Source organism: Phyllobacterium sp. CL33Tsu (assembly GCF_900113985.1).
Classification (GTDB): Bacteria; Pseudomonadota; Alphaproteobacteria; order Rhizobiales; family Rhizobiaceae; genus Phyllobacterium; species Phyllobacterium pellucidum.
In genome coordinates, this window is sequence record NZ_FORJ01000002.1 from 86,358 (window position 1) to 109,508 (window position 23,151).

Annotated in this window: 22 protein-coding genes; 4 read left to right on the forward strand and 18 right to left on the reverse strand. The window is 59.7% G+C overall.

What is annotated here, in order from left to right; translation table 11 throughout:
• Window positions 1-1,410 (forward strand): methylenetetrahydrofolate--tRNA-(uracil(54)-C(5))-methyltransferase (FADH(2)-oxidizing) TrmFO, encoded by a 1,410-nt coding sequence (trmFO, locus tag BM074_RS10060; protein WP_091921715.1) that lies wholly within the window; start codon window positions 1-3, stop codon window positions 1,408-1,410.
• 134 nt (window positions 1,411-1,544) lie between these two features.
• Here the strand turns inward: trmFO and BM074_RS10065 are convergent, their stop codons facing one another.
• From BM074_RS10065 to yajC, 4 genes are all read right to left on the reverse strand, one after another.
• Window positions 1,545-2,381, reverse strand: coding sequence for a phytoene/squalene synthase family protein (locus tag BM074_RS10065; protein WP_091921717.1), 837 nt, complete (start codon window positions 2,379-2,381; stop codon window positions 1,545-1,547).
• A 12-nt stretch (window positions 2,382-2,393) separates the two neighbouring features.
• Complete coding sequence (locus BM074_RS10070) at window positions 2,394-2,783, reverse strand: Mth938-like domain-containing protein (RefSeq protein WP_091921719.1); 390 nt, start codon at window positions 2,781-2,783, stop codon at window positions 2,394-2,396.
• A 4-nt stretch (window positions 2,784-2,787) separates the two neighbouring features.
• Complete coding sequence (gene secD, locus BM074_RS10075) at window positions 2,788-5,055, reverse strand: protein translocase subunit SecD (protein ID WP_091921721.1); 2,268 nt, start codon at window positions 5,053-5,055, stop codon at window positions 2,788-2,790.
• A 62-nt stretch (window positions 5,056-5,117) separates the two neighbouring features.
• On the reverse strand, window positions 5,118-5,453 hold the full coding sequence (gene yajC, locus BM074_RS10080; protein WP_091921723.1) for a preprotein translocase subunit YajC: 336 nt from the start codon (window positions 5,451-5,453) through the stop codon (window positions 5,118-5,120).
• Window positions 5,454-5,616: 163 nt separating this feature from the next.
• On the opposite strand from yajC, the gene BM074_RS10085 reads away from it, so the two are divergent.
• On the forward strand, window positions 5,617-6,480 hold the full coding sequence (locus BM074_RS10085; protein ID WP_091922407.1) for an ATP-binding protein: 864 nt from the start codon (window positions 5,617-5,619) through the stop codon (window positions 6,478-6,480).
• On the opposite strand, the gene BM074_RS10090 is transcribed toward BM074_RS10085, so the two are convergent.
• The 14 genes from BM074_RS10090 to BM074_RS10160 form a co-directional block, all read right to left on the reverse strand.
• Window positions 6,481-6,810: a type II toxin-antitoxin system HicB family antitoxin gene (locus tag BM074_RS10090; RefSeq protein WP_091921725.1), complete on the reverse strand. Its 330-nt coding sequence runs from the start codon at window positions 6,808-6,810 to the stop codon at window positions 6,481-6,483.
• 374 nt (window positions 6,811-7,184) lie between these two features.
• The gene (locus BM074_RS10100; protein ID WP_091921727.1) at window positions 7,185-8,504 is read right to left on the reverse strand and encodes a M23 family metallopeptidase; all 1,320 of its coding nucleotides are present in this window, start codon (window positions 8,502-8,504) and stop codon (window positions 7,185-7,187) included.
• 193 nt (window positions 8,505-8,697) lie between these two features.
• Window positions 8,698-9,351, reverse strand: a complete 654-nt coding sequence (locus BM074_RS10105) for a protein-L-isoaspartate(D-aspartate) O-methyltransferase (protein ID WP_091921729.1) — start codon at window positions 9,349-9,351, stop codon at window positions 8,698-8,700.
• Window positions 9,348-10,106 (reverse strand): 5'/3'-nucleotidase SurE, encoded by a 759-nt coding sequence (surE, locus tag BM074_RS10110; RefSeq protein WP_091921731.1) that lies wholly within the window; start codon window positions 10,104-10,106, stop codon window positions 9,348-9,350. The genes BM074_RS10105 and surE overlap by 4 nt, the downstream gene beginning before the upstream one ends.
• Window positions 10,107-10,123: 17 nt before the next feature.
• Window positions 10,124-11,407, reverse strand: a complete 1,284-nt coding sequence (serS, locus tag BM074_RS10115; protein ID WP_091921733.1) for a serine--tRNA ligase — start codon at window positions 11,405-11,407, stop codon at window positions 10,124-10,126.
• Window positions 11,408-11,471: 64 nt separating this feature from the next.
• Complete coding sequence (gene tatC, locus BM074_RS10120) at window positions 11,472-12,296, reverse strand: twin-arginine translocase subunit TatC (RefSeq protein ID WP_027231476.1); 825 nt, start codon at window positions 12,294-12,296, stop codon at window positions 11,472-11,474.
• Window positions 12,293-12,955, reverse strand: coding sequence for a Sec-independent protein translocase protein TatB (gene tatB / locus BM074_RS10125; RefSeq protein ID WP_091921735.1), 663 nt, complete (start codon window positions 12,953-12,955; stop codon window positions 12,293-12,295). The genes tatC and tatB overlap by 4 nt, the downstream gene beginning before the upstream one ends.
• Window positions 12,956-13,013: 58 nt before the next feature.
• Entirely contained in the window at window positions 13,014-13,241 is a 228-nt protein-coding gene (locus tag BM074_RS10130) for a twin-arginine translocase TatA/TatE family subunit (RefSeq protein ID WP_027231478.1), read from the reverse strand.
• 185 nt (window positions 13,242-13,426) lie between these two features.
• Window positions 13,427-14,110: an SMC-Scp complex subunit ScpB gene (scpB, locus tag BM074_RS10135; RefSeq protein WP_244532838.1), complete on the reverse strand. Its 684-nt coding sequence runs from the start codon at window positions 14,108-14,110 to the stop codon at window positions 13,427-13,429.
• 34 nt (window positions 14,111-14,144) lie between these two features.
• Complete coding sequence (locus tag BM074_RS10140) at window positions 14,145-15,008, reverse strand: segregation and condensation protein A (protein WP_091921739.1); 864 nt, start codon at window positions 15,006-15,008, stop codon at window positions 14,145-14,147.
• A gap of 15 nt (window positions 15,009-15,023) precedes the next feature.
• On the reverse strand, window positions 15,024-16,043 hold the full coding sequence (gene nagZ / locus BM074_RS10145; RefSeq protein ID WP_091921741.1) for a beta-N-acetylhexosaminidase: 1,020 nt from the start codon (window positions 16,041-16,043) through the stop codon (window positions 15,024-15,026).
• A 76-nt stretch (window positions 16,044-16,119) separates the two neighbouring features.
• Window positions 16,120-18,654, reverse strand: a complete 2,535-nt coding sequence (locus BM074_RS10150; RefSeq protein WP_175498972.1) for an SPOR domain-containing protein — start codon at window positions 18,652-18,654, stop codon at window positions 16,120-16,122.
• Window positions 18,655-18,782: 128 nt separating this feature from the next.
• Window positions 18,783-20,540, reverse strand: coding sequence for an arginine--tRNA ligase (gene argS, locus BM074_RS10155; RefSeq protein ID WP_091921745.1), 1,758 nt, complete (start codon window positions 20,538-20,540; stop codon window positions 18,783-18,785).
• 63 nt (window positions 20,541-20,603) lie between these two features.
• Window positions 20,604-21,812, reverse strand: coding sequence for a deoxyguanosinetriphosphate triphosphohydrolase (locus BM074_RS10160; RefSeq protein ID WP_091921747.1), 1,209 nt, complete (start codon window positions 21,810-21,812; stop codon window positions 20,604-20,606).
• A gap of 168 nt (window positions 21,813-21,980) precedes the next feature.
• On the opposite strand from BM074_RS10160, the gene erpA reads away from it, so the two are divergent.
• Complete coding sequence (gene erpA / locus BM074_RS10165) at window positions 21,981-22,316, forward strand: iron-sulfur cluster insertion protein ErpA (protein ID WP_027231485.1); 336 nt, start codon at window positions 21,981-21,983, stop codon at window positions 22,314-22,316.
• 37 nt (window positions 22,317-22,353) lie between these two features.
• Window positions 22,354-23,133: an exodeoxyribonuclease III gene (gene xth, locus BM074_RS10170; protein WP_091921749.1), complete on the forward strand. Its 780-nt coding sequence runs from the start codon at window positions 22,354-22,356 to the stop codon at window positions 23,131-23,133.
• Window positions 23,134-23,151: the final 18 nt, after the last annotated feature.

Below are 23,151 nucleotides of genomic sequence, written 5' to 3' on the forward strand. Positions count from 1 at the left end.
ATGTCCATCAAACCTGTACACATCATTGGCGGCGGTCTCGCCGGTTCCGAAGCCTCATGGCAACTGGCGCAAGCCGGTGTGCCTGTCATCCTGCATGAAATGCGCCCTGTGCGCGGCACGGATGCGCATAAGACCGAAGGACTGGCTGAGTTGGTCTGCTCCAATTCGTTCCGTTCCGACGATGCCGAGACCAATGCGGTCGGCGTACTTCACGCCGAAATGCGGCTTGCCAATTCGCTGATCATGGCCGCGGCAGACGCCCACCAGGTGCCGGCCGGCAGCGCCCTTGCCGTCGACCGCGACGGTTTTTCCGACAAGGTCACCGCAATCCTCGAAGCGCATCCGCTCATCACCATCGTGCGCGAGGAGATCACCGGCCTGCCGCCGGCAGACTGGGACAAAGCCATCATAGCGACCGGACCGCTGACGGCTCCTTCGCTTGCGGAGGCCATCGGCCGCGAGACCAGCGCCGACGCCCTCGCCTTTTTCGATGCGATTGCTCCGATTGTGCATTTCGATTCGATCGACATGAACGTCTGCTGGTTCCAGTCGCGCTACGACAAGGTTGGACCGGGCGGCACCGGCAAGGATTACATCAACTGCCCGATGACCAAGGAGCAATACGAGGCCTTCGTGCAGGCCCTGATTGCCGGCGACAAGACGGAATTCAAGCAGTGGGAGGGCACGCCCTATTTCGACGGCTGCCTCCCCATCGAGATCATGGCGGAACGCGGGCCGGAGACACTGCGCCACGGTCCGATGAAGCCCATGGGGCTCACCAATGCGCACAATCCCACCGTCAAGGCCTATGCAGTCGTGCAGCTGCGCCAGGATAATGCGCTTGGCACGCTCTACAACATGGTCGGCTTCCAGACGAAGCTGAAATATGGAGCGCAGACTGAAATATTCCGCATGATCCCCGGACTCGAAAACGCCGAGTTCGCGCGCCTCGGCGGCCTGCACCGCAATACCTACCTGAATTCGCCCACCCTCCTCGATCCAACGCTGCAATTGAAAAGCCGGCCAGGGCTGCGCTTTGCCGGTCAGATCACCGGCTGCGAGGGATATGTGGAATCGGCCGCGATTGGTCTGCTCGCCGGCCGGTTTTCCGCCGCCGAACGACTGGGCCAAGCCGTTACGCCGCCGCCGGCAACGTCGGCATTTGGGGCGCTCCTCGGCCACATTACCGGCGGCCATATTGTCACCGATGAGGAACCAGGAAAGCGCTCCTTCCAGCCGATGAACGTCAATTACGGGCTCTTCCCGCCTATCGAGGCACCGAAGTCGGAAGGCAAACGCCTGCGCGGCAAGGAAAAATCCAATGCCAAGAAGCGCGCCATGAGCGCCCGCGCCCTCGCCGATTGTCGCACCTGGCTCGGATTGCCGGCGATTGCCGAGGCTGCGGAGTAGCAAGCTACTTCACTTCGGAGTTGCGTTCCTCAAGGGTGCTCACGACTCTGGGCTGCCGCCCATCTTTCCGCTCGTGGGGGGATGCCCGGCAGTGCAGAGGGGGATAACTGCGACCCCGATCAGCCTTGTCCATGTTAACTGACGGAAGCCTTCAGCATCGCCCACTGCCGGCGCAGCGGCGTGATATCGGCAACTTCGTTCGCAGCATCAGCGCCCTTTGCCTTCAGCTTTTTCAGATAGATACGCGTAAGGCGCGCCGGGAGATATGCAGGACGCAGGCTGACGCGCAGCTCCTTCGCTCCAGCTTCAAACTTTGCCAGATGGTCAGTCGCAAGCGCTATCATGGCAGCGACTGCACGCGCAATCGCTTCTCCATCAGAACCATCGAGGAGATTCTGCGGGCTGCAGCCGACCGCTGTCAGAATATCGGCCGGGATATAAATCTGGCCGCGCCGCCTGTGCAGGGGCAGGAGCCGCAGCAGGCCGGAAATCGCCTGCGCAACGCCAGCATGTCCCGCCGTATCCGCGTGCTTCAGCGCGGCATCCTCATCGAGCACCAGCGATGCCAACTGGATCAAGGCCGACGCGGTCTCGCCGCAATAGCCTTCAAGATCATTGCGGCTGGGCATCGGGTCGTCATAAAGGTCGAAAATCCGGGCCTCGCAATAATTGTCGAAAGCCTGCCGCGGCAGGTCGTGGGTCTTGATCGTGTCGAGGAGCGCCGCGGCAACCGGATTCGCCGAGACCGCGCCGTGTTCGGTGCCGTTGATAAGATCGCGCCACCATTGCAGCCGTACCTCGCCGGGCAAGGGATCGTGGATCAGGTCGCGAATGCGAGCGATCTCCGCATTGAAGGCATAAATCGACGCCAGCGCGCCGCGCTTGTCCTCGGGGGCATAAAGGATCGAGACATGGCGATCAGGGTCCGCATCGCGCAGGAACTGCATGCAGTAGGTTTCATTGGCGTTCATCGAGATGCCGCCTTAATCGACGGCGATCAAGGCAGCCGCCACCGCCCGATCTTCGGCCAGCAAGACATTATAGGTGCGCACTGCCGCGCCCGTGCTCATGGGATCGGCGGAAATGCGGTATTTGCGCAAGGCGTCGCGCAGTTCCTGCGGCAGCCGGCGCAGCTCCGTGCCGGTGCCTACCAAGAGGATCTCGATGTCATCCGCTTGCTCCATCACGAGCGACAGATCGGCAGCCGTCAAGATCGGCGGCGTTTTCGGCTCCCAGCCATGAATGCCTGATGGAAGACACAGGATCGAGCCACGATGGGACATGTCGGCAAAGCGAAATCCGCCATTGCCATAGGCATCGATCGGCGCGCGCCCCGGAAAATGGGCGTCCCGGATTTCAATGCCCTTGGCCAAGTCCCTAAACTCCGTTCTGCTCGGACGCCACCCTCGCGGTGTCATCAACAACGTCGCGGCCCTTGAGCCCGAACAACATCAATAGTGGACCGGCCACGAAGATCGACGAATAGGTCGCAACAATGATGCCGACGGCAATGGTCAGCGCGAAGGAACGCACGTCATCGCCGCCATAGATGTAAAGCATAAGGAGTGCGAGGAAGGTAGCAAGCGAAGTCAGAATAGTGCGCGACAAGGTTTGATTGATCGATGCATCGAGAACAGCCGACAGCGACATGGTATTGCCATGGCGCCTGAGGTTTTCGCGGACACGATCATAAATCACCACTGTATCGTTGAGCGAGTAGCCGACGATGGCAAGAAGCGCCGCGATGCTCCAAAGATTGAACTCCATCTGGAAGATAACGAACATGCCGACGATGAGCACGACGTCGTGGATCGTGGCAAGGATCGCGCCGAGCGCAAAATGCCACTCGAAGCGGAACCAGACATAGGCAAGGATGGCGACGAGCGACAGGACCACGGCGAGCACACCCGCCTGCGACAATCCACTCGATACGGACGGGCCGATGACATCGACACGGCGGAAATCGTAGTCGTCCTGCAGTTCGCCGCGGATCTTGACGCCGACGGTCTGCTCGGCATTCTCGCCCTCGCCCTGGCTTCCAACCGTTATCAAGGCGCGGTCGTCCGACTTAAACGGTTCGATCTTGACCTCGCCAATGTTCAGATCATCGAGCCGGCTATAAACATCGTCGAGGTCGATCGGTCCTTGCCGCGACTGGATTTCGACCAACGTGCCGCCCTTGAAATCGATGCCAAAATTCATGCCGACAACGGCGAAGAGGACGATGGCGGCAATGCTCGACAGCGCCGAAAAACCGAGGGTCAGGCCGCGCAGTTTCATGAACGGAATTCTGGTGTTGTTCGGCACGAGCTTGAGCGGTGCGCCAGGTACTTCCTTTGGCTTCGAGCGTTGCACCCAGATCGATATGAGCCACCTGGTCAACGTGAATGTCGTGAACAGCGTCGTAACGATGCCGATCGTCACCGTGAGGGCGAAGCCGTGCACGGGGCCGCTGCCGAGAATGAACAGGACCAGCGCTGCAATCAGGGTGGTCACGTTGGCATCGACAATTGTCGCAAGCGCCCGGGAGAACCCGGAGTCGATGGCCTGGATGACTGAAAAGCCCGCCCGCCGGTCTTCACGGATGCGTTCATAAATAAGGACGTTCGAATCCACCGCCATGCCGATCGTCAGGACGATACCGGCGACACCGGCAAGGGTCAGCGGCGCGCCAAAGAGCGTCAGCACTGCAAGGATCAGGAGGACATTGACGACAAGCGCAACGCTGGCGATGACCCCGAGGAAGCCATAGGTCAGCAGCATGAACAGGATGACGAGCGCTGCGCCGATCAGGGCCGCAATCTTGCCGGATGATACTGCTGCAGCGCCAAGGTCGGTACCGATGGTGCGCTCTTCGATCACGGTAACATCGGTCGGCAAGGCGCCCGCACGCATGACAAGCGCAAGATTGCTCGCGCCGGAGAGGTCAAAGTTGCCGGTAATCTGGCCGGTATTGCCGGGAATGGCCTCGCTGATCACCGGCGCCGACAGAACCTGATTGTCCAGGACGATCGCAAAGGATTGCCCGACATTGGCCTTCGTCGCCTTGGAGAAGCGATCGGCGCCGATGCTGTCGAGCCGGAACGTCACCACAGGCTCCTGTGACGCTGTGTCGATACCGGCCTGCGCGTCGACAAAATTCTTGTTCGAAACGAGCGGCTCGGTCTTGACGAGATATGGAACCGGCGGATCGTCGAAGGAATAGACGACCTCATCGCCTTCCGGCGGTGTGCCATCGACTGCCTTCTGAGCCGGCATCGACGAATCCACCATCTGGAAGGTGAGTTCGCCTGTCAGGCTCAAAATGTCCTTGAGGAGCTGCGAATCGTAGAGGCCCGGCACCTCGACAAGGATACGCCCGTTGCGCTGGCCCTCGACATTCGGATTTGTATAGCCGAGTTCGCTCAGGCGCCGTGTCAGCACCGCCATCGTCGCATCCGTATCGGGGAGATGGTCCTTGTCGACCTGCAGGCCGATGCGCGATCCGCCTTCGAGATCAAGCCCGAGGGCAAGCTGCTTCTTGGGCAGCCAGTCCGGCAGCTTTACCAGTTGATCCTGCGTGAACAGATTGGGAAGAGCCAATATGACGGCTGCCAGAACAACGGCCCAAATGAGTACGGTCTTCCAGCGGCTGAAATAGAGCATTCGGCAATAACCTTCGGCATAGAATCAACAGGGCGGCTCCGTGGCCGCCCCGTAACTATGCCTTATTTCTTGTTATCGGCAACCGGTTCGCCCTTGACCCGTACATCGGCGACCATGCCGCGCAACACCCGTGCCTTGACGCCATCGCCGATCTCGACATCGAGTTCGCCCGTATCCTCATACACCTTCACGACCTTGGCGATGAAACCGCCGCCGGTGACGATCGTGTCGCCGCGGCGAATTGCCTTCAGTTGTTCCTCGCGCTTCTTCGCCGCCGTGCGCTGCGGACGGATGATGAGGAAGTACATGATCACGAAGATGAGGATGAATGGCAGAATGCTCATGAGCATTTCCGGTGCGCCGCCGGCGGCCTGTGCATATGCAGGAGTTACGAACATTGAGACAAACCTCCAGAGAAGACATATTTTGATTATACCTGAGCCTGCGCAATACAATGTTTGCGTTGGCAAAAGCAACCGTACAAAACCGTGAGGGCGGCTTTTCGATTTATCGTCAACATGATAGTTGCAGGTGCGCAGGTAAAGCAAAGGCTGGATGGGAATGTCGCGGGAATTGCTGACGGATAAACTTGACCGCTTGATTAATGTGCTGGAGCGAATGGCGCCGCCTGAGCCGCAGGCAGTCGACCTCGATAGCGCCGACTGTTTCGTCTGGAATCCGGACCATCTCTGCTTCGATCCAGTAACCAGGGTCAATCGCGTCGATATCTCGCTGATCCGCGGCGTCGACACTGTCCGCGATATCCTTTTCGACAACACCAAGCGTTTTGCCGAAGGCTTCCAGGCCAACAATGTGCTCCTGTGGGGCGCGCGCGGCATGGGCAAATCCTCGCTGGTCAAAGCGGTACACGCCTCGGTCAATGCTGCAGCGGGCGATAATGGCGCGCCCCTAAAGCTTGTCGAGATCCACCGTGAGGACATTGACAGCCTCCCTGCCCTCATGGCGGCGATCAAGGACACCGACTACCGGTTTATCCTGTTCTGCGATGACCTTTCCTTCGACCATGACGATACGTCCTACAAGTCGCTGAAAGCTGCGCTCGAAGGCGGTGTCGAGGGCCGGCCGGACAATGTCATCTTTTACGCGACATCCAACCGGCGGCACCTCTTGCCGCGCGACATGATCGAAAACGAGCGCTCGACGGCGATCAATCCGTCGGAAGCGGTGGAGGAAAAAGTGTCCCTTTCCGACCGTTTCGGCCTGTGGCTCGGATTTCACAAGTGCAGCCAGGACGATTATCTGGCCATGATCGACGGCTACGCCGCGCATTTTGACCTTGGCGTCGAAAAGGGCGAGCTCCATGCCGACGCCCTGGAATGGTCAACGACGCGCGGCTCGCGCTCGGGGCGTGTCGCCTGGCAGTTCACTCAGGATCTCGCTGGGCGGCTTGGGAAGAAGCTGTAGTCAGCTCGCCGCCTTGTCCAAAGCCTCTTCGGCCCATTGGTTGAGGCTCTTCCCGGCCCGTTCTGCAGCCAGGACTGCGCGGCGATGAACTTCGGGCTTCACCCGAAACATCATCTTGCCCGAGTAGGGCTTCTGCGGCTCCTTGCCGATCTTGGCGCAAGCCTCGATATAGTCATCCACCGCTTCATGAAAAGCCGCTTTAAGGTCGACGACTGTATCGGCATGAAAGCCGACGCCGTCGCTTATATCCGCGATTTTGCCGAAGAATATTTCATCTTCGTCGTCATACTCTACCCGCGCAGTATAATTCTTGTAGTGCATGACGTTCATGGTTCGATTCCAATTCTTTTCAGAAAGGCCCGGGCGGCGCGGACTTGATAGCGCTTTGCTTCCTTGGTGGGATGGGGCCTGTGAAAGCTTTCCAGTTCACGCGAGCCACGACCCTCGATCGTCCGTCCCCGACGCTGACCAGCAAGCTTTCGATATCCGACCATGCTATCGAGCCCGCGACCGGGTCAGAAAAGACAGCGAGCAGGGTTCGCCTATGCCTGCTATTCATCAAAATGCCTCTTTAAAATATATTACTTGCAAGCATTGAATGCTAGCACAATCGTCAATCTAAAATGCAAAACCCCCGAAGGTTGATATCCAACTTTCGGGGGCCAAATTACATAAAGGCTTCTGAGCTCGCGGTCGAAGCCTGATCAGGATTCGAGATATTTCGACGGATCAACCGGCGTCGAGTTCTTGCGCACCTCGAAGTGCAATTTCGGCTGGGTGGCGTTGCCGGTCATGCCCGACTTGCCGAGTTCCTCGCCGCGCTTGACCTTCTGTCCGCGCTGGACATTGAGCTTGCTGGCATTGCCGTAGACGGTGACAAGGCCGTTGTCGTGGCGCACGAGCACGGTATTGCCAAACTCCTTCAAGCCGTCGCCCGAGTAAATGACGACGCCGTTCTCGGCGGCCTTGATCGGCGTGCCTTCGGGTACGGAGATATCGATGCCATCGCTACCCTTGCCGTAATTGGCGACGACACGTCCTCGCACCGGCCAGCGCATGCCGGTGACGCCGGTCGCCGATGGCGCTGCGGCCACGTCCTTCTCCGCATCGTCGATGACCTTCTCGCTCGCCTGCGGCGGCGTATACGGCTTGGCCTGGCCGTCAGGCTGGGCATTGGCCGGAGTTGCTGCAGTCGGCGCGGCGTTGGCGACAACCTTGGGCTGTTCGGTGGGCGGCGTCGATGCGGTCTTGACTTGGTCGACCGCGCCCTTCGACTTCATGTTATTGGCGACATTCTGCGCAAGCGAACCGCTGGAAGGCGGAATGATCAGCGACTGTCCGATACGGACAGTACCGTCGGTCATGTTGTTGGCCTGCTTGATGGCCTCGACATTGGCGCCGGTCTTGCGCGAAATCGCATGCAGCGTATCGCCGCTCTGCACCGTATAGGCACCGTTATTATTAGCCGGCGTCTTTGCAGACGTAGAAGCGTTGGGCTGCGTTGCCTTTACCTGCGGCGCTTGCGGCATTACGGCAACGTTGTTGGCAGAATTGTGGGCTGGCTGGGCAGGCATGCGTGCTTCACGTCCGTCGGGGGTCTTCAAGGTGTTTGTGCTGGAGCCAAGCGGTGCCGCCCGCATGGGCTGGACCGGTTCAGCGGATGCCATTTGCTGGCTGCGCGCCGGAGCGCTGGCAACCGGAGCAAGCGCAGGACGCGAGGGCTGCGACGATACGGGCGGCAAGGCCGACGCACTGGCTGCGCCAACCGGCGGCAGGTTGCCGCGCTGAACTTTTCCGCTGCCGACCGAAGCGGTCTGCGTCGAATCGACCGGCGGCGTATAGGGCTGCGGGCCGTTGTTCTGCGCCATGACGGAGCGCTGGTTATCGCTGTAGCCGGAGCTGAAATCGGCGCTGGTGAAGCGCTGCACGCCTGAGCTGCAACCTGCAGCCAATCCAGCAACCGTAAGAATAGCGGCATTTAGAGCCAGCCGCCGTGACGCTTTGTCTAATGTACTCAAACGCATCGCATGTCCCGCCCGTACTCAATACAAGTTTATTGACGCCATTAGATCGCGTTAATGTTACCCGACGGTTAAAGTGCTCATAAAATTTGCGAAAAATTCACCAAACCCGTAAAGGGTTGCCCTTCGTCGGCTTAGAGATAGCCACGCGGGGGCGCTACGAGCTGCGCCGAGTGCACGTAGTTGATTACGTAGATCAGAGCGCGGCGGAGAGGCCTTCGAGAAGCGGCAGGAAACGCACCGGCATCATGTCCTGGCGTTCGAAACGGCTGCCGATCTTCGAAAGGCGGGCCATGACCTGCCTGCCCTCAAGCGCGCCGATCGGCGCGATCATCACGCCGTTCGACGACAAGAGGTCGACGAACTGGCGCGGCAGGCTCTCGAACGAGCCCCAGACAATGATACGGTCAAACGGCCCGTCATTGGCAAGGCCATGCCTGCCGTCGGCATGCTTGACGAACGTGTTCTCAATCTTCAGCGCTTGCAGCCGTTGCTGGGCAAGCTCGGCAAGCGTTTTGTAGCGCTCCAGCGACAGGACACGGCCCGCGAGACGCGCCATGACGGCGGCTGTGAAGCCAGTACCGGTACCAACCTCCAGCACGCGGTGCGTCGGCTCGAGATCGAGCGACCTGATCAGTTGGGCCTGCAGGTCAAGCCCTTCCATGAACTCGCCGCACTCGATCGGCAGCATCCCCTGCCCATAGGCCAGAGTACCAAGATTGCCATTGACGAACGCCATGCGCGGCGTCGCCTCGAAGGCGCCGAGCAGGCGTTGGTCGGTATTGCCGAGCGAGCGCATGCGCAAAACGAACGCCGCAAACCCCTCCCGTTCGGACAATGCTGGCTTCATGCGAAGGCATCCTCCAGCGCCGCACGCGTTTCGTGCGCGGTGAGGTCGAGCTGGAGGGGCGTTATCGATATGAAATTCTTGCGGATCGCCGCGACATCGCTATTCTCGGCCGGCACATCCTTGCCCCGCCCGTAGCGCAGCCAGTAATAGGGCAGACCACGGCCGTCATGACGCTCTTCGATGGCGAGGCCATGGGAAAGCTTGCCCTGCACGGTCACCCGCGTCCCCGCGACGGCGCCGGCGTTGCAGTTCGGGAAATTGAGATTGATGAGGACTCCCTTCGGCAATTCGACACCGAGCAACTTCTTCAACAGGTCCGGCGCGTGCGCCGCCACGACGTCCCAGGGCAGCACCCGGGCGTCGCCCTCAAGGCCATATTCCTGCGACAGCGCAATCGACCTGATGCCGAGCAGCGTGCCTTCGATGGCACCGGCGATGGTTCCCGAATAGGTGACGTCATCGGCGGTATTCGATCCCGCATTGACGCCCGAGAGGATAAGGTCAGGCGGCTCGGGCATCAGATGCTTCACGCCCATGATCACACAATCCGTCGGCGTGCCGCGCAGTGCAAAGTGCCGCTCGTCGATCCTGCGCAAGCGCAGCGGATTGGAAAGCGTCAGCGAGTGCGCAAGACCGCTCTGGTCGGTTTCCGGCGCGATTACCCAGATATCGTCCGAGAGGCTTCGGGCAATGGCTTCGAGCACACTCAGACCTTCCGCATGAATTCCATCATCGTTGGTCAGAAGTATGCGCATTACCCTATCCTTGCCTGTTAAGCGGCTCTTTCGATTCGTGTCAGCCCACCCATATAGGGCACGAGTGCTTGAGGAACCGTAACGCTGCCGTCCTCATTCTGGTAATTTTCGACAACCGCAATCAGCGCGCGGCCGACTGCGACACCGGAACCATTCAGCGTATGGACGAAGCGCGTCGACTTCTCGCCCTCCGGCCGGTAGCGCGCATTCATGCGACGGGCCTGGAAATCGCCGCAGACCGAGCAGCTCGAAATCTCGCGGTAGCTCCTCTGCCCCGGCAGCCAGACCTCGATGTCATAGGTCTTCTGCGCGCCAAAGCCCATGTCGCCCGTGCACAGCGTCACGGTGCGGAACGACAGATCGAGACGCTTCAGCACCTCCTCGGCGCAGGATGTCATGCGTTCATGTTCCTCGATCGAACGATCCGCATCGGTGATCGACACCAACTCGACCTTCATGAACTGGTGCTGGCGCAACATGCCCCGGGTATCGCGCCCGGCCGAACCGGCTTCCGAGCGGAAGCACGCGGTCAGTGCGGTCATGCGCAGCGGCAGGTCGCGTATGTCGAGGATTTCCTCGCGTACAAGATTTGTCAGCGGCACTTCGGCGGTCGGGATGAGGTAGCGGCCTTCGGTCGTCTGGAACAAATCCTCGGCAAATTTCGGCAATTGGCCCGTCCCGTACAGAACCTCGTCATTGACGAGGAGCGGCGGGCTCACTTCCATGTAGCCGTGCTCTTGCGTGTGCAGGTCCAGCATGAACTGTCCGAGCGCCCGCTCGAGCCTTGCAAGCTGGCTCTTCAGCACCGTGAAGCGGCTGCCGGAAAGACGCGCTGCGCGTTCAAAATCCATGTAGCCGAGCTGTTCGCCGATCTCGAAATGCTCCTTCGGCTCGAAGGCAAAGTTCTTCAGTTGCCCGATGCGGTGCACCTCGACATTGTCGGACTCGTCCTTGCCGACCGGTACGCTTTCGAGCGGAATGTTGGGCAGCACCGACAGCGCATCGGTCAGCGCACGGTCGAGCTGACGCTCTTCCTCTTCGGCCGACTGCAGGAACAGCTTGATGTCGGCGACCTCGGCCTTCAGCCGATCCGCAGTCGCCTGGTCCTTGGCGCCCATGGCCTTGCCAATTTCCTTGGACGCGGCGTTGCGGCGCTCCTGCGCCTCCTGCAATTTGCCGATATGCTGACGGCGCTTCTCATCGAGCTCGATCAGGCGGGACGAAGCCGGCTCGTTGCCTCGTTTGGCCAGAGCTGCGTCAAGCGCTTGCGGATTCTCGCGGATCCATTTGATGTCGAGCATGGGAGTAAAGCCGTCTTGGATGCGTGGTAAAATGGGCCCGAAGACCCGGCGAAATCGGAAAGTGTCAGGAGGAGACTTCGCTTGAGCCCGACTGCGCTTCGGCTTCGGCCGCTGCACGCTTCTTCTCGACCAGACGCACCATCCAGATAGAAATCTCGTAGAGAATGATCGTCGGGAGCGCAAGACCGATCTGGCTGACCGGATCCGGCGGCGTAATCACGGCGGCAACGATGAAGGCGATGACGATGGCGTATTTGCGCTTCGACTTCATGCCGTCATAGCCAACGAGACCAACGCGGGCCAGCAACGTCGCAACGACCGGAAGCTGGAACACCAGGCCGAACGCGAAAATCAGCGTCATGATCAGGCTGAGATACTCCGAAACCTTTGGCAGGAGCGAGATCTGTACTTCTCCTGCGACGCCTTGCTGCTGCATGGCGAGGAAGAACCACATCACCATCGGTGTGAAGAAGAAATAAACGAGGGCCCCGCCCATGAGGAAGAGGATCGGTGACGCAACGAGAAACGGCAGGAATGCCATGCGCTCATTGCGGTAGAGGCCAGGCGCGACGAATTTGTAGATCTGCGAGGCGATTACCGGGAAGGCCAAGACGATGCCACCGAACATGGCGATCTTCACCTGCGTGAAGAAGAATTCCTGCGGCGCGGTATAGATCAGCTGAGCCTTGGCCGGATCGAAACCCGCCCAGCCCACGGCCCATTGGTATGGAATAACGAGAAGATTGAATAGCTGCTTGCCATAGTGGAAACAGCCGAGGAATGCGACGAAGAACGCAACGAGCGCCCAGATCAGACGCCGGCGCAATTCAATGAGGTGCTCGATCAGAGGCGCTGAGCTCTTGTCGATTTCGTCGTCGGTCTTGTTCAAGATTGTTTCCCCGTATCGCCAGTCTTGGCGCGCGGCTTGGCCGTTGTCTTTGCGGGCGCCTTTGCAGCCTTGGCTAACGGAGCCTTGGAAGCGGCGGTCTTGGCAGGTGCAGTCTTGGCGGGTGCGGACTTCGCGCTTGCTGCCTTGGCGGGTGCGGCCTTTGCTTCGGTTGCCTTGGGCGCCGCCGGCTTTGACTTCCGCACAGCCGGTTTCTTTGCCGGCGCTTCAGTCTTGGGCTCGGCGACAGTCGAGGCGGCGGCCTGCGTCGCTGCCGGCAATGGTTCCATCACCTGCGGCTGGAGCTGAGCTGCGCCGGGCGCGCTCGGATCGGGAATGGCAACGTTATCCTTGGCTGATGCAGCTACGTCCTTGAGACTTGAGCGAATATCCTCGCCCATCGTCCTTACCGGATCGAAGACCTTGCGGATATCGCTGCGCGGATCGAGGCTTTTCGCGTCGTTGATGATGTCGCGGACATCGTCAAGCTCCGCCTCCTTGAGCGCCTCGTCGAACTGGCGGCGGAATTCTCCAGCCGTTGCGCGAAATTTCGCTGTCGCCTTGCCAAAGGCGCGTATCATCTTCGGCAAATCCTTCGGACCGACCACCACGATCAGGACGATCACGATAACCAGGATTTCCGACCAACCGACTTCAAACATTCAACATGCTCCAGCGCGGCAAATCCGCCGCGCCCATGACGAGGCTAATCATTGCCAATCAAGACTTGGTCGTCTTTTCCTTGACCGAGTTCACCGGCTGGCCAGTCTGGTTATCGATCGTCTTCGAGCCGTCGGCAGTAGCTTCGTCTTCATCGCTCATGCCGCTCTTGAAGTTCTTGATGCCCTTGGCAACATCGCCCATCAGTTCCGGAATTTTGCCGCGACCGAACAGAAGAAGCACGACTGCAAGCACGATAAGCCAGTGCCAAATTGAAAAACTACCCATAATTTCCTCACATTCGCCCAATGGTTCGGGCTGATCTATGCCTTTTCCCCGTGCTTTTCAAACACTAGAGCTGCTTGCTCTTTCACATTCATGTAAGCGACGCGCAAGGCCCAAGTTTAAAACCCGCACAAAATCTTGCGTGACGGGTTGTTTAGGCCACATTATCCTTAAGTCCAAAGCTTGTCTCAATCATGTTCGACGCGCGGCGTCAAAAGACCAAGCTCCTCAAGATCGATGTCCGTCAGCGGATCCTCATCCTCGGTCAGCTCATCCGGATCATTGGTCGGAACGGGCACGGCGAAATTTGCCGGCATGCGCGCCGACAACAAGCCTGCCCCGCGCAGTTCATCGATGCCCGGCAGATCGCGCACCTCTTGCAGGCCGAAATGATCAAGGAATGACGCCGTAGTGCCATAGGTGATCGGCCGCCCCGGCGTGCGTCTGCGGCCGCGGAATTTTATCCAACCTGTTTCCATGAGAACGTCGAGCGTTCCCTTCGACGTTTCAACGCCGCGAATGTCTTCGAGCTCCGCTCGCGTCACCGGCTGGTGGTAGGCAATAATAGCCAAGACTTCGAGCGCCGCCCGCGACAGCTTCTTCTGCTGCACCGCCTCGCGGTTCATCAGGAAGGTGAGATCAGCCGCGGTCCGAAACGCCCAGGCGCCGCCGACCTGACGCAGGTTGATACCGCGCTTTGCGTAGAACTCCTGAAGCTCGCCGAGGAGTGCCGGAACATCGACGCCGGATGGCAGCCGCTCCTGCAACGCCTTCTCGGTCACTGGTTCAGCGGACGCAAACAGGATCGCTTCCACCATGCGCAGCGCCTCGGAAACCCCGATCCGCGCTGTCCAGTTCGCGCCCGGCTCCATGATTTCGTCGTCTTCCAGCGTATCGTGAATGTTGTCAGCCATTGACCACATCCTCCATCGGCTCGAAATAAGGCTCGGTCGCCTTGGTCTGCCGATTGCGCAGATAGATCGGATTGAAGGCGCCGGTCTGGCGAATTTCAAGATGGCCTTCGCGCACCATTTCAAGGCTTGCCGCAAAGGAACTCGCGATTGCGGTTGCTCGTTCTGCCGGCGAGACGATAAATTCCAGGAGATATTGGTCGAGAGCAGTCCAGTCCTTCATTTCGCCGATAAGGCGCATGAGGATTTCTCGGGCATCCTTCAGCGACCAGACACTGCGCCGCGCGATCTGCACCTGCGACACCGCCTGCTTCTGCCGCTGCGAGGCGTAGGCCGTCAAAAGCTCGTAGAGCGTCGCGGCATAAGTGTTGGTCTGGTCGACTATGACCGCTTCGGGCATGCCGCGCGCAAAGATATCGCGCCCGAGCCGCGGGCGATTGACGAGCTTCATCGCCGCATCGCGCATCGCTTCGAGGCGCTTCAGCCGGAACTGCAGGGTTGCAGCCAGTTCCTCGCCGCTTTCGCCGTCATCGCCCGGCGACTTGGGGATCAGCAGCTTGGATTTCAGATAGGCAAGCCAGGCGGCCATGACGAGATAATCGGCCGCAAGCTCAAGCCGCAAAGCCTGCGCCTGGCGAATGAAGACAAGATATTGTTCGACGAGTGCGAGCACGGAAATGCGCGCAAGATCGACGCGCTGGTTGCGCGCCAGATGCAGCAACAGATCAAGCGGCCCTTCGAAGCCCTTGATATCAATGACAAGCAAGGGTTCACTGACGCCGCGATCGGACGGACTTTCCCAAAGCGCCTCCATGGGCGCTCCGTTATTGCCGTTTAGCTTCTGTTCCGTCGCTGCCAAAAGTCTCTCACGCTTCTATGCCACCGCCTCGAAATAGCGCTGGAATTCTTCCCGGAGTTCCTCCTCATTCGAGGTATCCGGCTGCTTCCTGTATTCAATTGCCCGCTTTGCGCGCTCGAATGCCTTGCCTTCGAGCTCCGGCGTACACGATGCAACTGCCCGCATCTGATCCATGATGCCATGGCAATGAAGCACGATATCGAGTCCGGCGGCAAAGATTGCTTTGGTGCGATCGAAATAATCCCCAGAAAGTGCGTTCATGGAGATGTCGTCGCTCATCAGCAGCCCGTCGAAGCCAATATGGCCACGTATAACCTCTTCGACAACCTTTCCCGAGGTCGTCGCCGGATTCTTCGGATCTATGGCGGAGAAGATCACATGCGCGCTCATCGCCATCGGCAAATCAGCAAGAGCGCGGAACGGGGCGAAATCACGCTCGGCCAGCGCATCGAATGGTGTCGTTACTGTCGGCAGCTCATGATGCGTATCGGCAAACGCGCGGCCGTGGCCCGGCATGTGCTTCATAACCGGCAACATGCCGCCGGCGATCAGTCCGTCCGCTGCGGCGCGGCCCATGGCCGTGACGATCTCAGGCTCCTTGCCATAGGCACGGCTGCCGATGACCTCGTTTGCGCCCTCGACCGGAACATCGAGTACAGGCAGGCAGTCAACATCGATCCCGCGTTTCAGAAGGTCGAAGGCGTGCAGGCGTGACAAAAGCCAGGCAGCGCGCAGCCCCTCTTCCTCATTCTCGCGATAAAGCGCTCCGAGAGCCGAACCGGAAGGATAGTTGGGCGCCAGCGGTGGACGCAGGCGCTGCACGCGCCCGCCCTCCTGATCAATCAGCACGAGCGCATCCTCGCGATCGACGAGATCGCGCAAGTGCGCGCACAGATCCTCGATCTGCGCCGGTTCGCTGACGTTGCGGGCGAAGAGAATAAAACCCCACGGGCGTTCGTCGCGGAAAAACGCAATTTCGTCTGGGGTCAGTTTCAAACCGGCAGTGCCGGCAATCCATGCTTTTGATTCGCTCATGCGAGAAGTCTACTTCCTCAATCCAAAAAAGGAAAAGGCGGCCGGAGCCGCCTTGTCTCATTCGTTGTAGTGCCGATCACTGCGTGACGAAGCAACTGCCACCGGCAGACTTGTATTTCGTGCACAGATTGATCGCGTCAGCCTTGGATCCTGCCGGGATGCGTACCCGGAAGAACGTGCCCTTGCCGGCAATCTCGGCCTGCTTGATGTCAACGCCGCGACCACCGATCACACCCGCATATTTCTGCGAGAGCGACGCATAGGTCTTCTGCGCGCCCTCGACGTTGGGCTGCGATGCGATCTGGATCAGATAGCTGCCCGCTGCCGGGGCAGCGGAGGCGACCTGCTGTCCTGCGGCATTCTTTGGCGGCACGCGGTCGACGATGTCGACCGGCTGATCGGCGGGGCGATCGACAACCGGTGCATTCCGAGGCGCCGCCGACACGGAGGCGACCGTTTCCTGCGTGATCTTCTTAGTTTCGACCGCCTTGGGCGCAACTTTTGCGGCGACAGGCGCCTTGGCGGGCTTCGCCGGCTCGGGTGCAGCGGCCTGCGCCGGGGCGGCAGGTGCATCATTACTCTCGACCAGATCGCCAATGGCATCGTCACCTGAAGTATCGGCCATCTGCGGCGCGGTCGGAGCGTCGCTCGCTACGGCTGCAGCTGCCGGACGATCGACCGGGGCAGCGGCTGGACCGCTGCTGAGCGCCTGATCATTCTGCGGGATGGATGCAACCATCGTTCCGTCCGGCTTGACGACCATGGTCTGGACCTTGCGCGGCGCCAGCGTATTCGTATTGGCCGCCGGCTGCTGATCGTTGGCGGCGGTATCCTGCTCGGCCGGATCGACCCGTGCATCGACCTTGTCGGTCGCCGGGTCCTCGGCATCTTCATCGGCGGCCAGATCGACCGGATCTTCACGCGTGGTCACGAGCTGATCCTGCTTCGGCGCCGTCGGTGCAGCCGTTGCATCCTTATCGTAGACTGCCTTGTCCTGATTGGGCACGATTGCAGTACTGGTCGTCTCGGGTTGAACCTTGATCGGCGTCTTGTCGGCCATGATCACGACCGGGTCACCGCCCGCACCGCCGGTCCATTTATAGGCAACGGCGCCCGCGACGGCGACGAGCACCACGGCAGCGGCCACACCCGGCACAAACAGGCTGCTGCGGCGCTTCGCCTGCTTTTCGCCGTAAGGCGTTGCGGCGATATCGACATTGTCGCGGCGCGGATCGTAGCCGAAGTCATTGTCGTCCTCGGGACCATAGGCCGGCGTTTGATGCTGGCGGGCACCGGCGGCTGCCGCACCCATGGCGGCGACACCAGCGGCGGCCGCATAACCAGCCGCACTATACTGGCCCTGCTCCGCCTTGTTGCCAAACACATCGGCAAAGATGTCGGCATATTCGTCTTCTTCGGGCTCGGCTTTCGCCGCAGGTTCCTCAGCGACTGACTGGCTCGAACGCACCTCTTCGGCCTCGATCGATCCGAAGACTTCGGCAAATTCACTCTCGAGCTCGCCGAGCGCATGATGTTCGGGAGCATCGTCCTCGTAGTGCACTTCCGGCAGGTCGAGCGCTTCGGTGAAATCGACGCGATTTTCCGTTACCGAGATCGTGTCGACGTCAGGGGCGGCATCGATCGCCGATGCGGCCCGGTCGAGTTCATCGGCGTAGTCATGCAGATCGTGAACTTCGGGAAGCTTCGGTGCGCTCGCGACCGGCATCGCAACCGGAACTTCGAGCTGCTCGCGGACGGATGCCACTTCTGCAGACGGCTCAACAGCCTGATAGAGCGGGAACACCGGCTGGCTCTCGGCAACTTCTTCTTCGGCCTCGGCCGAAACGTCGAAATCGTCGAACGCCGCCATCAATGCCTCAGAGTCGAACTCGTCCTCAGCGGCTTGGGGCTGCTCATCGGTGGCTTCGTAGCTCTGCTGCGCCGGTTCCGGCGCGTTGTAGGCGATTGGTTCGGGCGCACTGTAAACGGCAGGCTCTGGGGCTGGCTGGTGAGCGGCCGGCTGCTGATAGGACATCGCCCGGGCAATCGAAGGGGCGGGATGTTCCGCACGGCCGGTCATCTGGGCCTGCGATCCATAACCCCAGGAGGCAGTTGCCGAACGCTGCACCACCGGTTGCTGCGATCCAGCGAGAAGGTTCTCGAGCTCGTCTTCGAGGCTCATCGATGGCGCATCGACCACCGAACGGCCCTCACCTGCCTCATTGTCCGCATAAGAAAGGTCGGGCTCGTAATCGGCATAGTCCGGTTCGGCATAGGCTGCGAGGGGTCCTGACGCCGCTTCATGATGGCCGTAATTCGGATCGCCCGCGAGTTCGCGCTCTATGGCTTCCTGAAAATCGTCGACCGCATGGCGATCGTCATCCGCCTGCTGCTGGTGATCAGGAACTTTCGCGGCGGACTGCACGGGCGCAGGCTCGTCGAAGCCTCCCATGAGTTCGCGTTCGAGGTCCAAGGCAAAGGCGTCGTTCGACGCGGCATCATGCCCTTCATCGGGCGTTCCCATGATACGGGAAAGCTCCATCAAAGGATCGTCATTGCCGAATCGCGAATCGTCCTGCCGGTGAGAACGCTGAATAATATTGTCCGCCATAGCGTTAATCCTGTACTCAACTGTGGGACGTCCGCAAACGTCTCGCATTGGCCTTACCAGCGCAATGTGGGCAAAAGTTGTCAGAATTGCTACGCTTTTCGGCGGTTTATACCGTGTTATACCCGCTTTTAGCGCATTTCGGTCGGAGCGTCCGCACCTATTATTGTCAATCCGGACGCCAAGACTTTCGAAACAACCTGAACCAGCCCTAGCCTGGCTTCTGACAAGTTTGGATCGTTAACCTTAATAAAACGTAAGTCCGGATTTTCCGTGCCTCTGTTCCACTGCGTATGCAGCGCGCTGGCAAGGTCATAAAGGTAGAATGCGAGCCGGTGCGGCTCCTGATGCAGCGCCGCTGTCTCGATCAGCCGGGGATATTCGGCCAGCTTGCGGATGAGCGCGATTTCGCTCTCGTCGGTCAGCAAACCGAAGTGCTTTGCACTGCCCGCCAATGCTTCTTCGCCAATATTCATCTGCTCCATCGCCTGCCGGAAAACCGAGTGGCAGCGGGCCGAGGCGTACTGCACATAGAACACCGGATTGTCCTTCGAATGCTCTGTCACCTTGGCAAAATCGAAGTCGAGCGGCGCATCGTTCTTCCGGTAGAGCATCATGAAGCGGACGGGATCGCGTCCCACCTCCTCGACGACATCGCGTAGTGTCACGAACTCGCCGGAACGCTTCGACATGCGAACAGGTTCGCCATCGCGAAAGAGCTTTACCAACTGGCAGATGAGCACCGTAAGCTTGGCCGTGCCGCCTGAAACGGCGCGCGCCAGCGACTCGAGCCGCTTGATATAGCCGCCATGATCGGCGCCCAGCACATAGATCATCTCGTCGAAATGACGGTCATACTTGTCCTTGAAGTAAGCGACATCGGCGGCGAAGTAAGTGAACTGCCCGTCAGACTTTACCAGCGGCCGGTCGATGTCATCGCCGACATCGGTCGAACGGAACAGAGTCTGCTCACGATCTTCCCAATCTTCCGGAAGCTGGCCCTTCGGCGGCGGTAGTTTGCCCTTGTAGACATGACCCTTCAACGTCAGGTCGTTGATCGCCGACCGGATCAGCTTCGCATTGTTCGCATGCAGCGTCCGCTCCGAGAAGAACACGTCGTGATGCACATTCAGCGACGCAAGATCATCGCGGATCATCGCCATCATGGCATCGATCGTCCGGTTCTTGACGATGGCCAAGGCCTCTTCTTCCGGCATTTCCAGGAGTTTGGTGCCGAAATCGCTGGCCAGCGCCTGGCCGACGGGAACGAGATAACCGCCCGGGTAGAGCCCGGCGGGAATTTCGCCGATCTGCTCGCCAAGCGCTTCGCGGTAGCGCAACATCACCGAGTTTGCCAGAACGTCGATCTGCGACCCGGCATCATTGACGTAATATTCCTTGGTGACGTCATAGCCAGCAAACTTGAGAAGATTCGCCAGGGTGTCACCGACGACGGCGCCGCGGCAGTGGCCGACATGCATCGGTCCCGTCGGATTGGCCGAAACATACTCGACGTTGACGCGGTGCCCGTAGCCAAGCTGCGAGCGCCCATAATTGAGGCCGGCGCCTTGCATGATCGCCAACTGCCGGTGCCAATAGGAGTCTTTCAATCGCAGGTTGATAAAGCCCGGCCCCGCGACATCGACGCTGCCCACATCGGGATCGCTCTTCAGCGCCTCGCCTATCCGCACGGCGAGTTCGCGCGGATTCTGCCCAACCGCCTTGGAAAGAACCATGGCGGCATTGGTCGCGATATCGCCGTGGCTCGGATCGCGCGGCGGCTCGACGCCCACGCGGGACAGGTCGATTTCGCTGCCTTGCGCAGTCTTGAGTTCAAGCGCTTGCAGGGCTTTTTTTATCCGCGCGTCGAAATCGGCGAAGATGTTCATGACGTCATACTCGTTTGGGTTTTAGCAGGGTCTAGCGGCTAGCTACCGCAATTTGCGCCCGCATTAAGCTAAATCGGGCGTATGGTCAAACAGGCGTCGGTGTTCTCGCACAGCATAGGTGTCGGTCATGCCCGCAAGAAAATCGGCGACGAGCCGGGCCCGCATCGTCGCATCCCCCTGTTCACCCTCCTCCCGCCAGCCCTCGGGCATCGATTGCGGGTCGTCGAGGTAGGCATCGAAAAGCTCGCGTACAATCCTGTCCGCCGATTTGCGCACCCGCATGACGCTGTCGTGAAAGTAGAGATTTTTGTAGAGAAATGCCTTCAGCGATTTCTCCTCTTCCCGCATCGAAGCGGAGAACCCGACAATGGCACGACCCGCAGCATGAACATCGCCAATATTGCGCGGTCTGATCGCGTCAAGGTTTGCCTGTGCCGCCCGAATGACATCTTCAACCATGATCGTGATCTGACGCCGCACGATCTCGTGCGATGTACGCACATCGTCAAGCGATGGGTATTTCTGCCGGACCGCCCGCAGGATGCCGCCGGTAATGGCAACATCTTCCAGGCTGTCGAGCGAGAGCAGGCCCGAACGCAATCCGTCATCGATGTCGTGGGCATTATAGGCGATATCATCGGCAATCGCCGCGCACTGCGCCTCAAGCGAAGCGAAGTTCGCAAGTTCGAGGTCGAACCTTGCATTGAACTCCACAATTGGCGCGGGGACAGGATGCTCGAGCCCCTCGCCCTTTGCATTCGCAAGCGGTCCATTGTGCTTGACCAGCCCTTCCAGGGTTTCCCAAGTGAGGTTCAGCCCGTCGAAATCGGCATAGCGTTTTTCAAGGTTCGTCACGATCCGCAGTGACTGCGCATTGTGGTCGAAACCGCCAAAATCGCGCATCCTTTCGTTGAGCGCATCTTCGCCCGTGTGGCCGAACGGCGTATGGCCAAAATCGTGGACCAGCGCGATTGCCTCGGCGAGATCCTCGTCGAGCCGCATCGAGCGCGCCAGCGCCCGCGCGATCTGCGCAACCTCTATGGTATGTGTCAGGCGCGTGCGGTAGTGGTCGCCCTCATGGGCGATGAACACCTGCGTCTTGTGCTTCAGCCGGCGAAAAGCTGTCGAGTGAATGATCCGGTCGCGATCGCGCTGAAAAACCGTGCGCGTCGGGCTTTCGCTTTCAGCTACCAGCCGTCCGCGGCTCTTTTCGGGGTCGCACGCATAGGGCGCCCTTTCCCTATAACCGAACCCGACACCCTGCATGGACATTCTCGAACTTCCCTCGCGCGCAGCTTCCAGTTGGCAGGAACCTGCGCGCCGTTGACTTCACAGTCGCCAATTCTTAGCTATGCTATATGATGAATGGCAAGGTGTGACATGATAATGTCGAACCGGCCAAACAGGGTGCGGAGTAATCCGCGAAGGAAGCTTGAGCGAATGACCGAAGCCGTAAACATTTCCGTATCCGATGCCGCCGCAAAGCGCATATCGGCTATCCTGAAATCCGATCCCGAGAAGACGGCGCTGCGTATCTCGGTCGAGGGTGGCGGCTGCTCCGGGTTCTCCTACAAATACGATCTGGTCGATGCCCAGGATGCAGACGATATCGTCATTGAAAAGCTCGGCGCGAAGGTGTTGATCGACGCGATTTCCCTGCCCTATATCGGCGGTTCTGAGATCGATTTCGTTGATGACCTCATGGGCCAGTCGTTCCAGATACGCAATCCCAACGCCACGGCGTCCTGCGGCTGCGGAACGAGCTTCGCAATCTGAACTCCTATTGCCGCCGTCGCAACTCAGAGCGGATCCCATGAAAATCGTTACCTGGAACATCAACGGCGCCAAGGCGCGCATCGACGTCCTCACAACATGGCTGCAGGAATCCAATCCTGACATCGTCTGCCTGCAGGAAATCAAATCTGTCGATGATTCCTTTCCACGCTTCGAGATCGAAGCGCTCGGCTATCATGTAGAAACGCACGGCCAGAAGGGCTTCAACGGCGTCGCGATTCTCTCCAAGAAATCGCCCGATGAAGTGACGCGCGGACTGCCCGGCGATGACAGCGACGAACAAGCCCGATTCATCGAGGCGGTGTTCTCGACCGAGCGAGGCGCGTTGCGCGTCGTGTCGCTTTATCTGCCGAACGGCAATCCCATCAACACGGAAAAATTCCCATACAAGCTGAACTGGATGGCGCGACTTGAACGCTGGGCCGAAGCGAGGCTGGCGCTCGAAGAGCCGCTGATCCTCGCTGGCGACTACAACGTCATCCCCGAACCCATTGATGCAAAAAACCCCGAAGTCTGGGTAAACGATGCGCTGTTCCAGCCGGAAACCCGTCGGGCGTTCCGCCGCCTCGAAAACCTCGGATTTACCGATGCCGTTCGCAATGTCAGCGAAGAAGCGGGCATTTATACCTTCTGGGACTACCAGGCCGGCGCCTGGCAAAAAAATAACGGCATCCGCATCGATCACCTGATGCTGTCGCCGGAAGCAACCAATCTCCTCGAATCCGCAACCATCGAGAAGCATGTGCGTGCTTGGGAAAAGCCTTCCGACCACGTCCCCGTAGCGATTTCAATCGCCTAGCTTGATGTATTGATAACG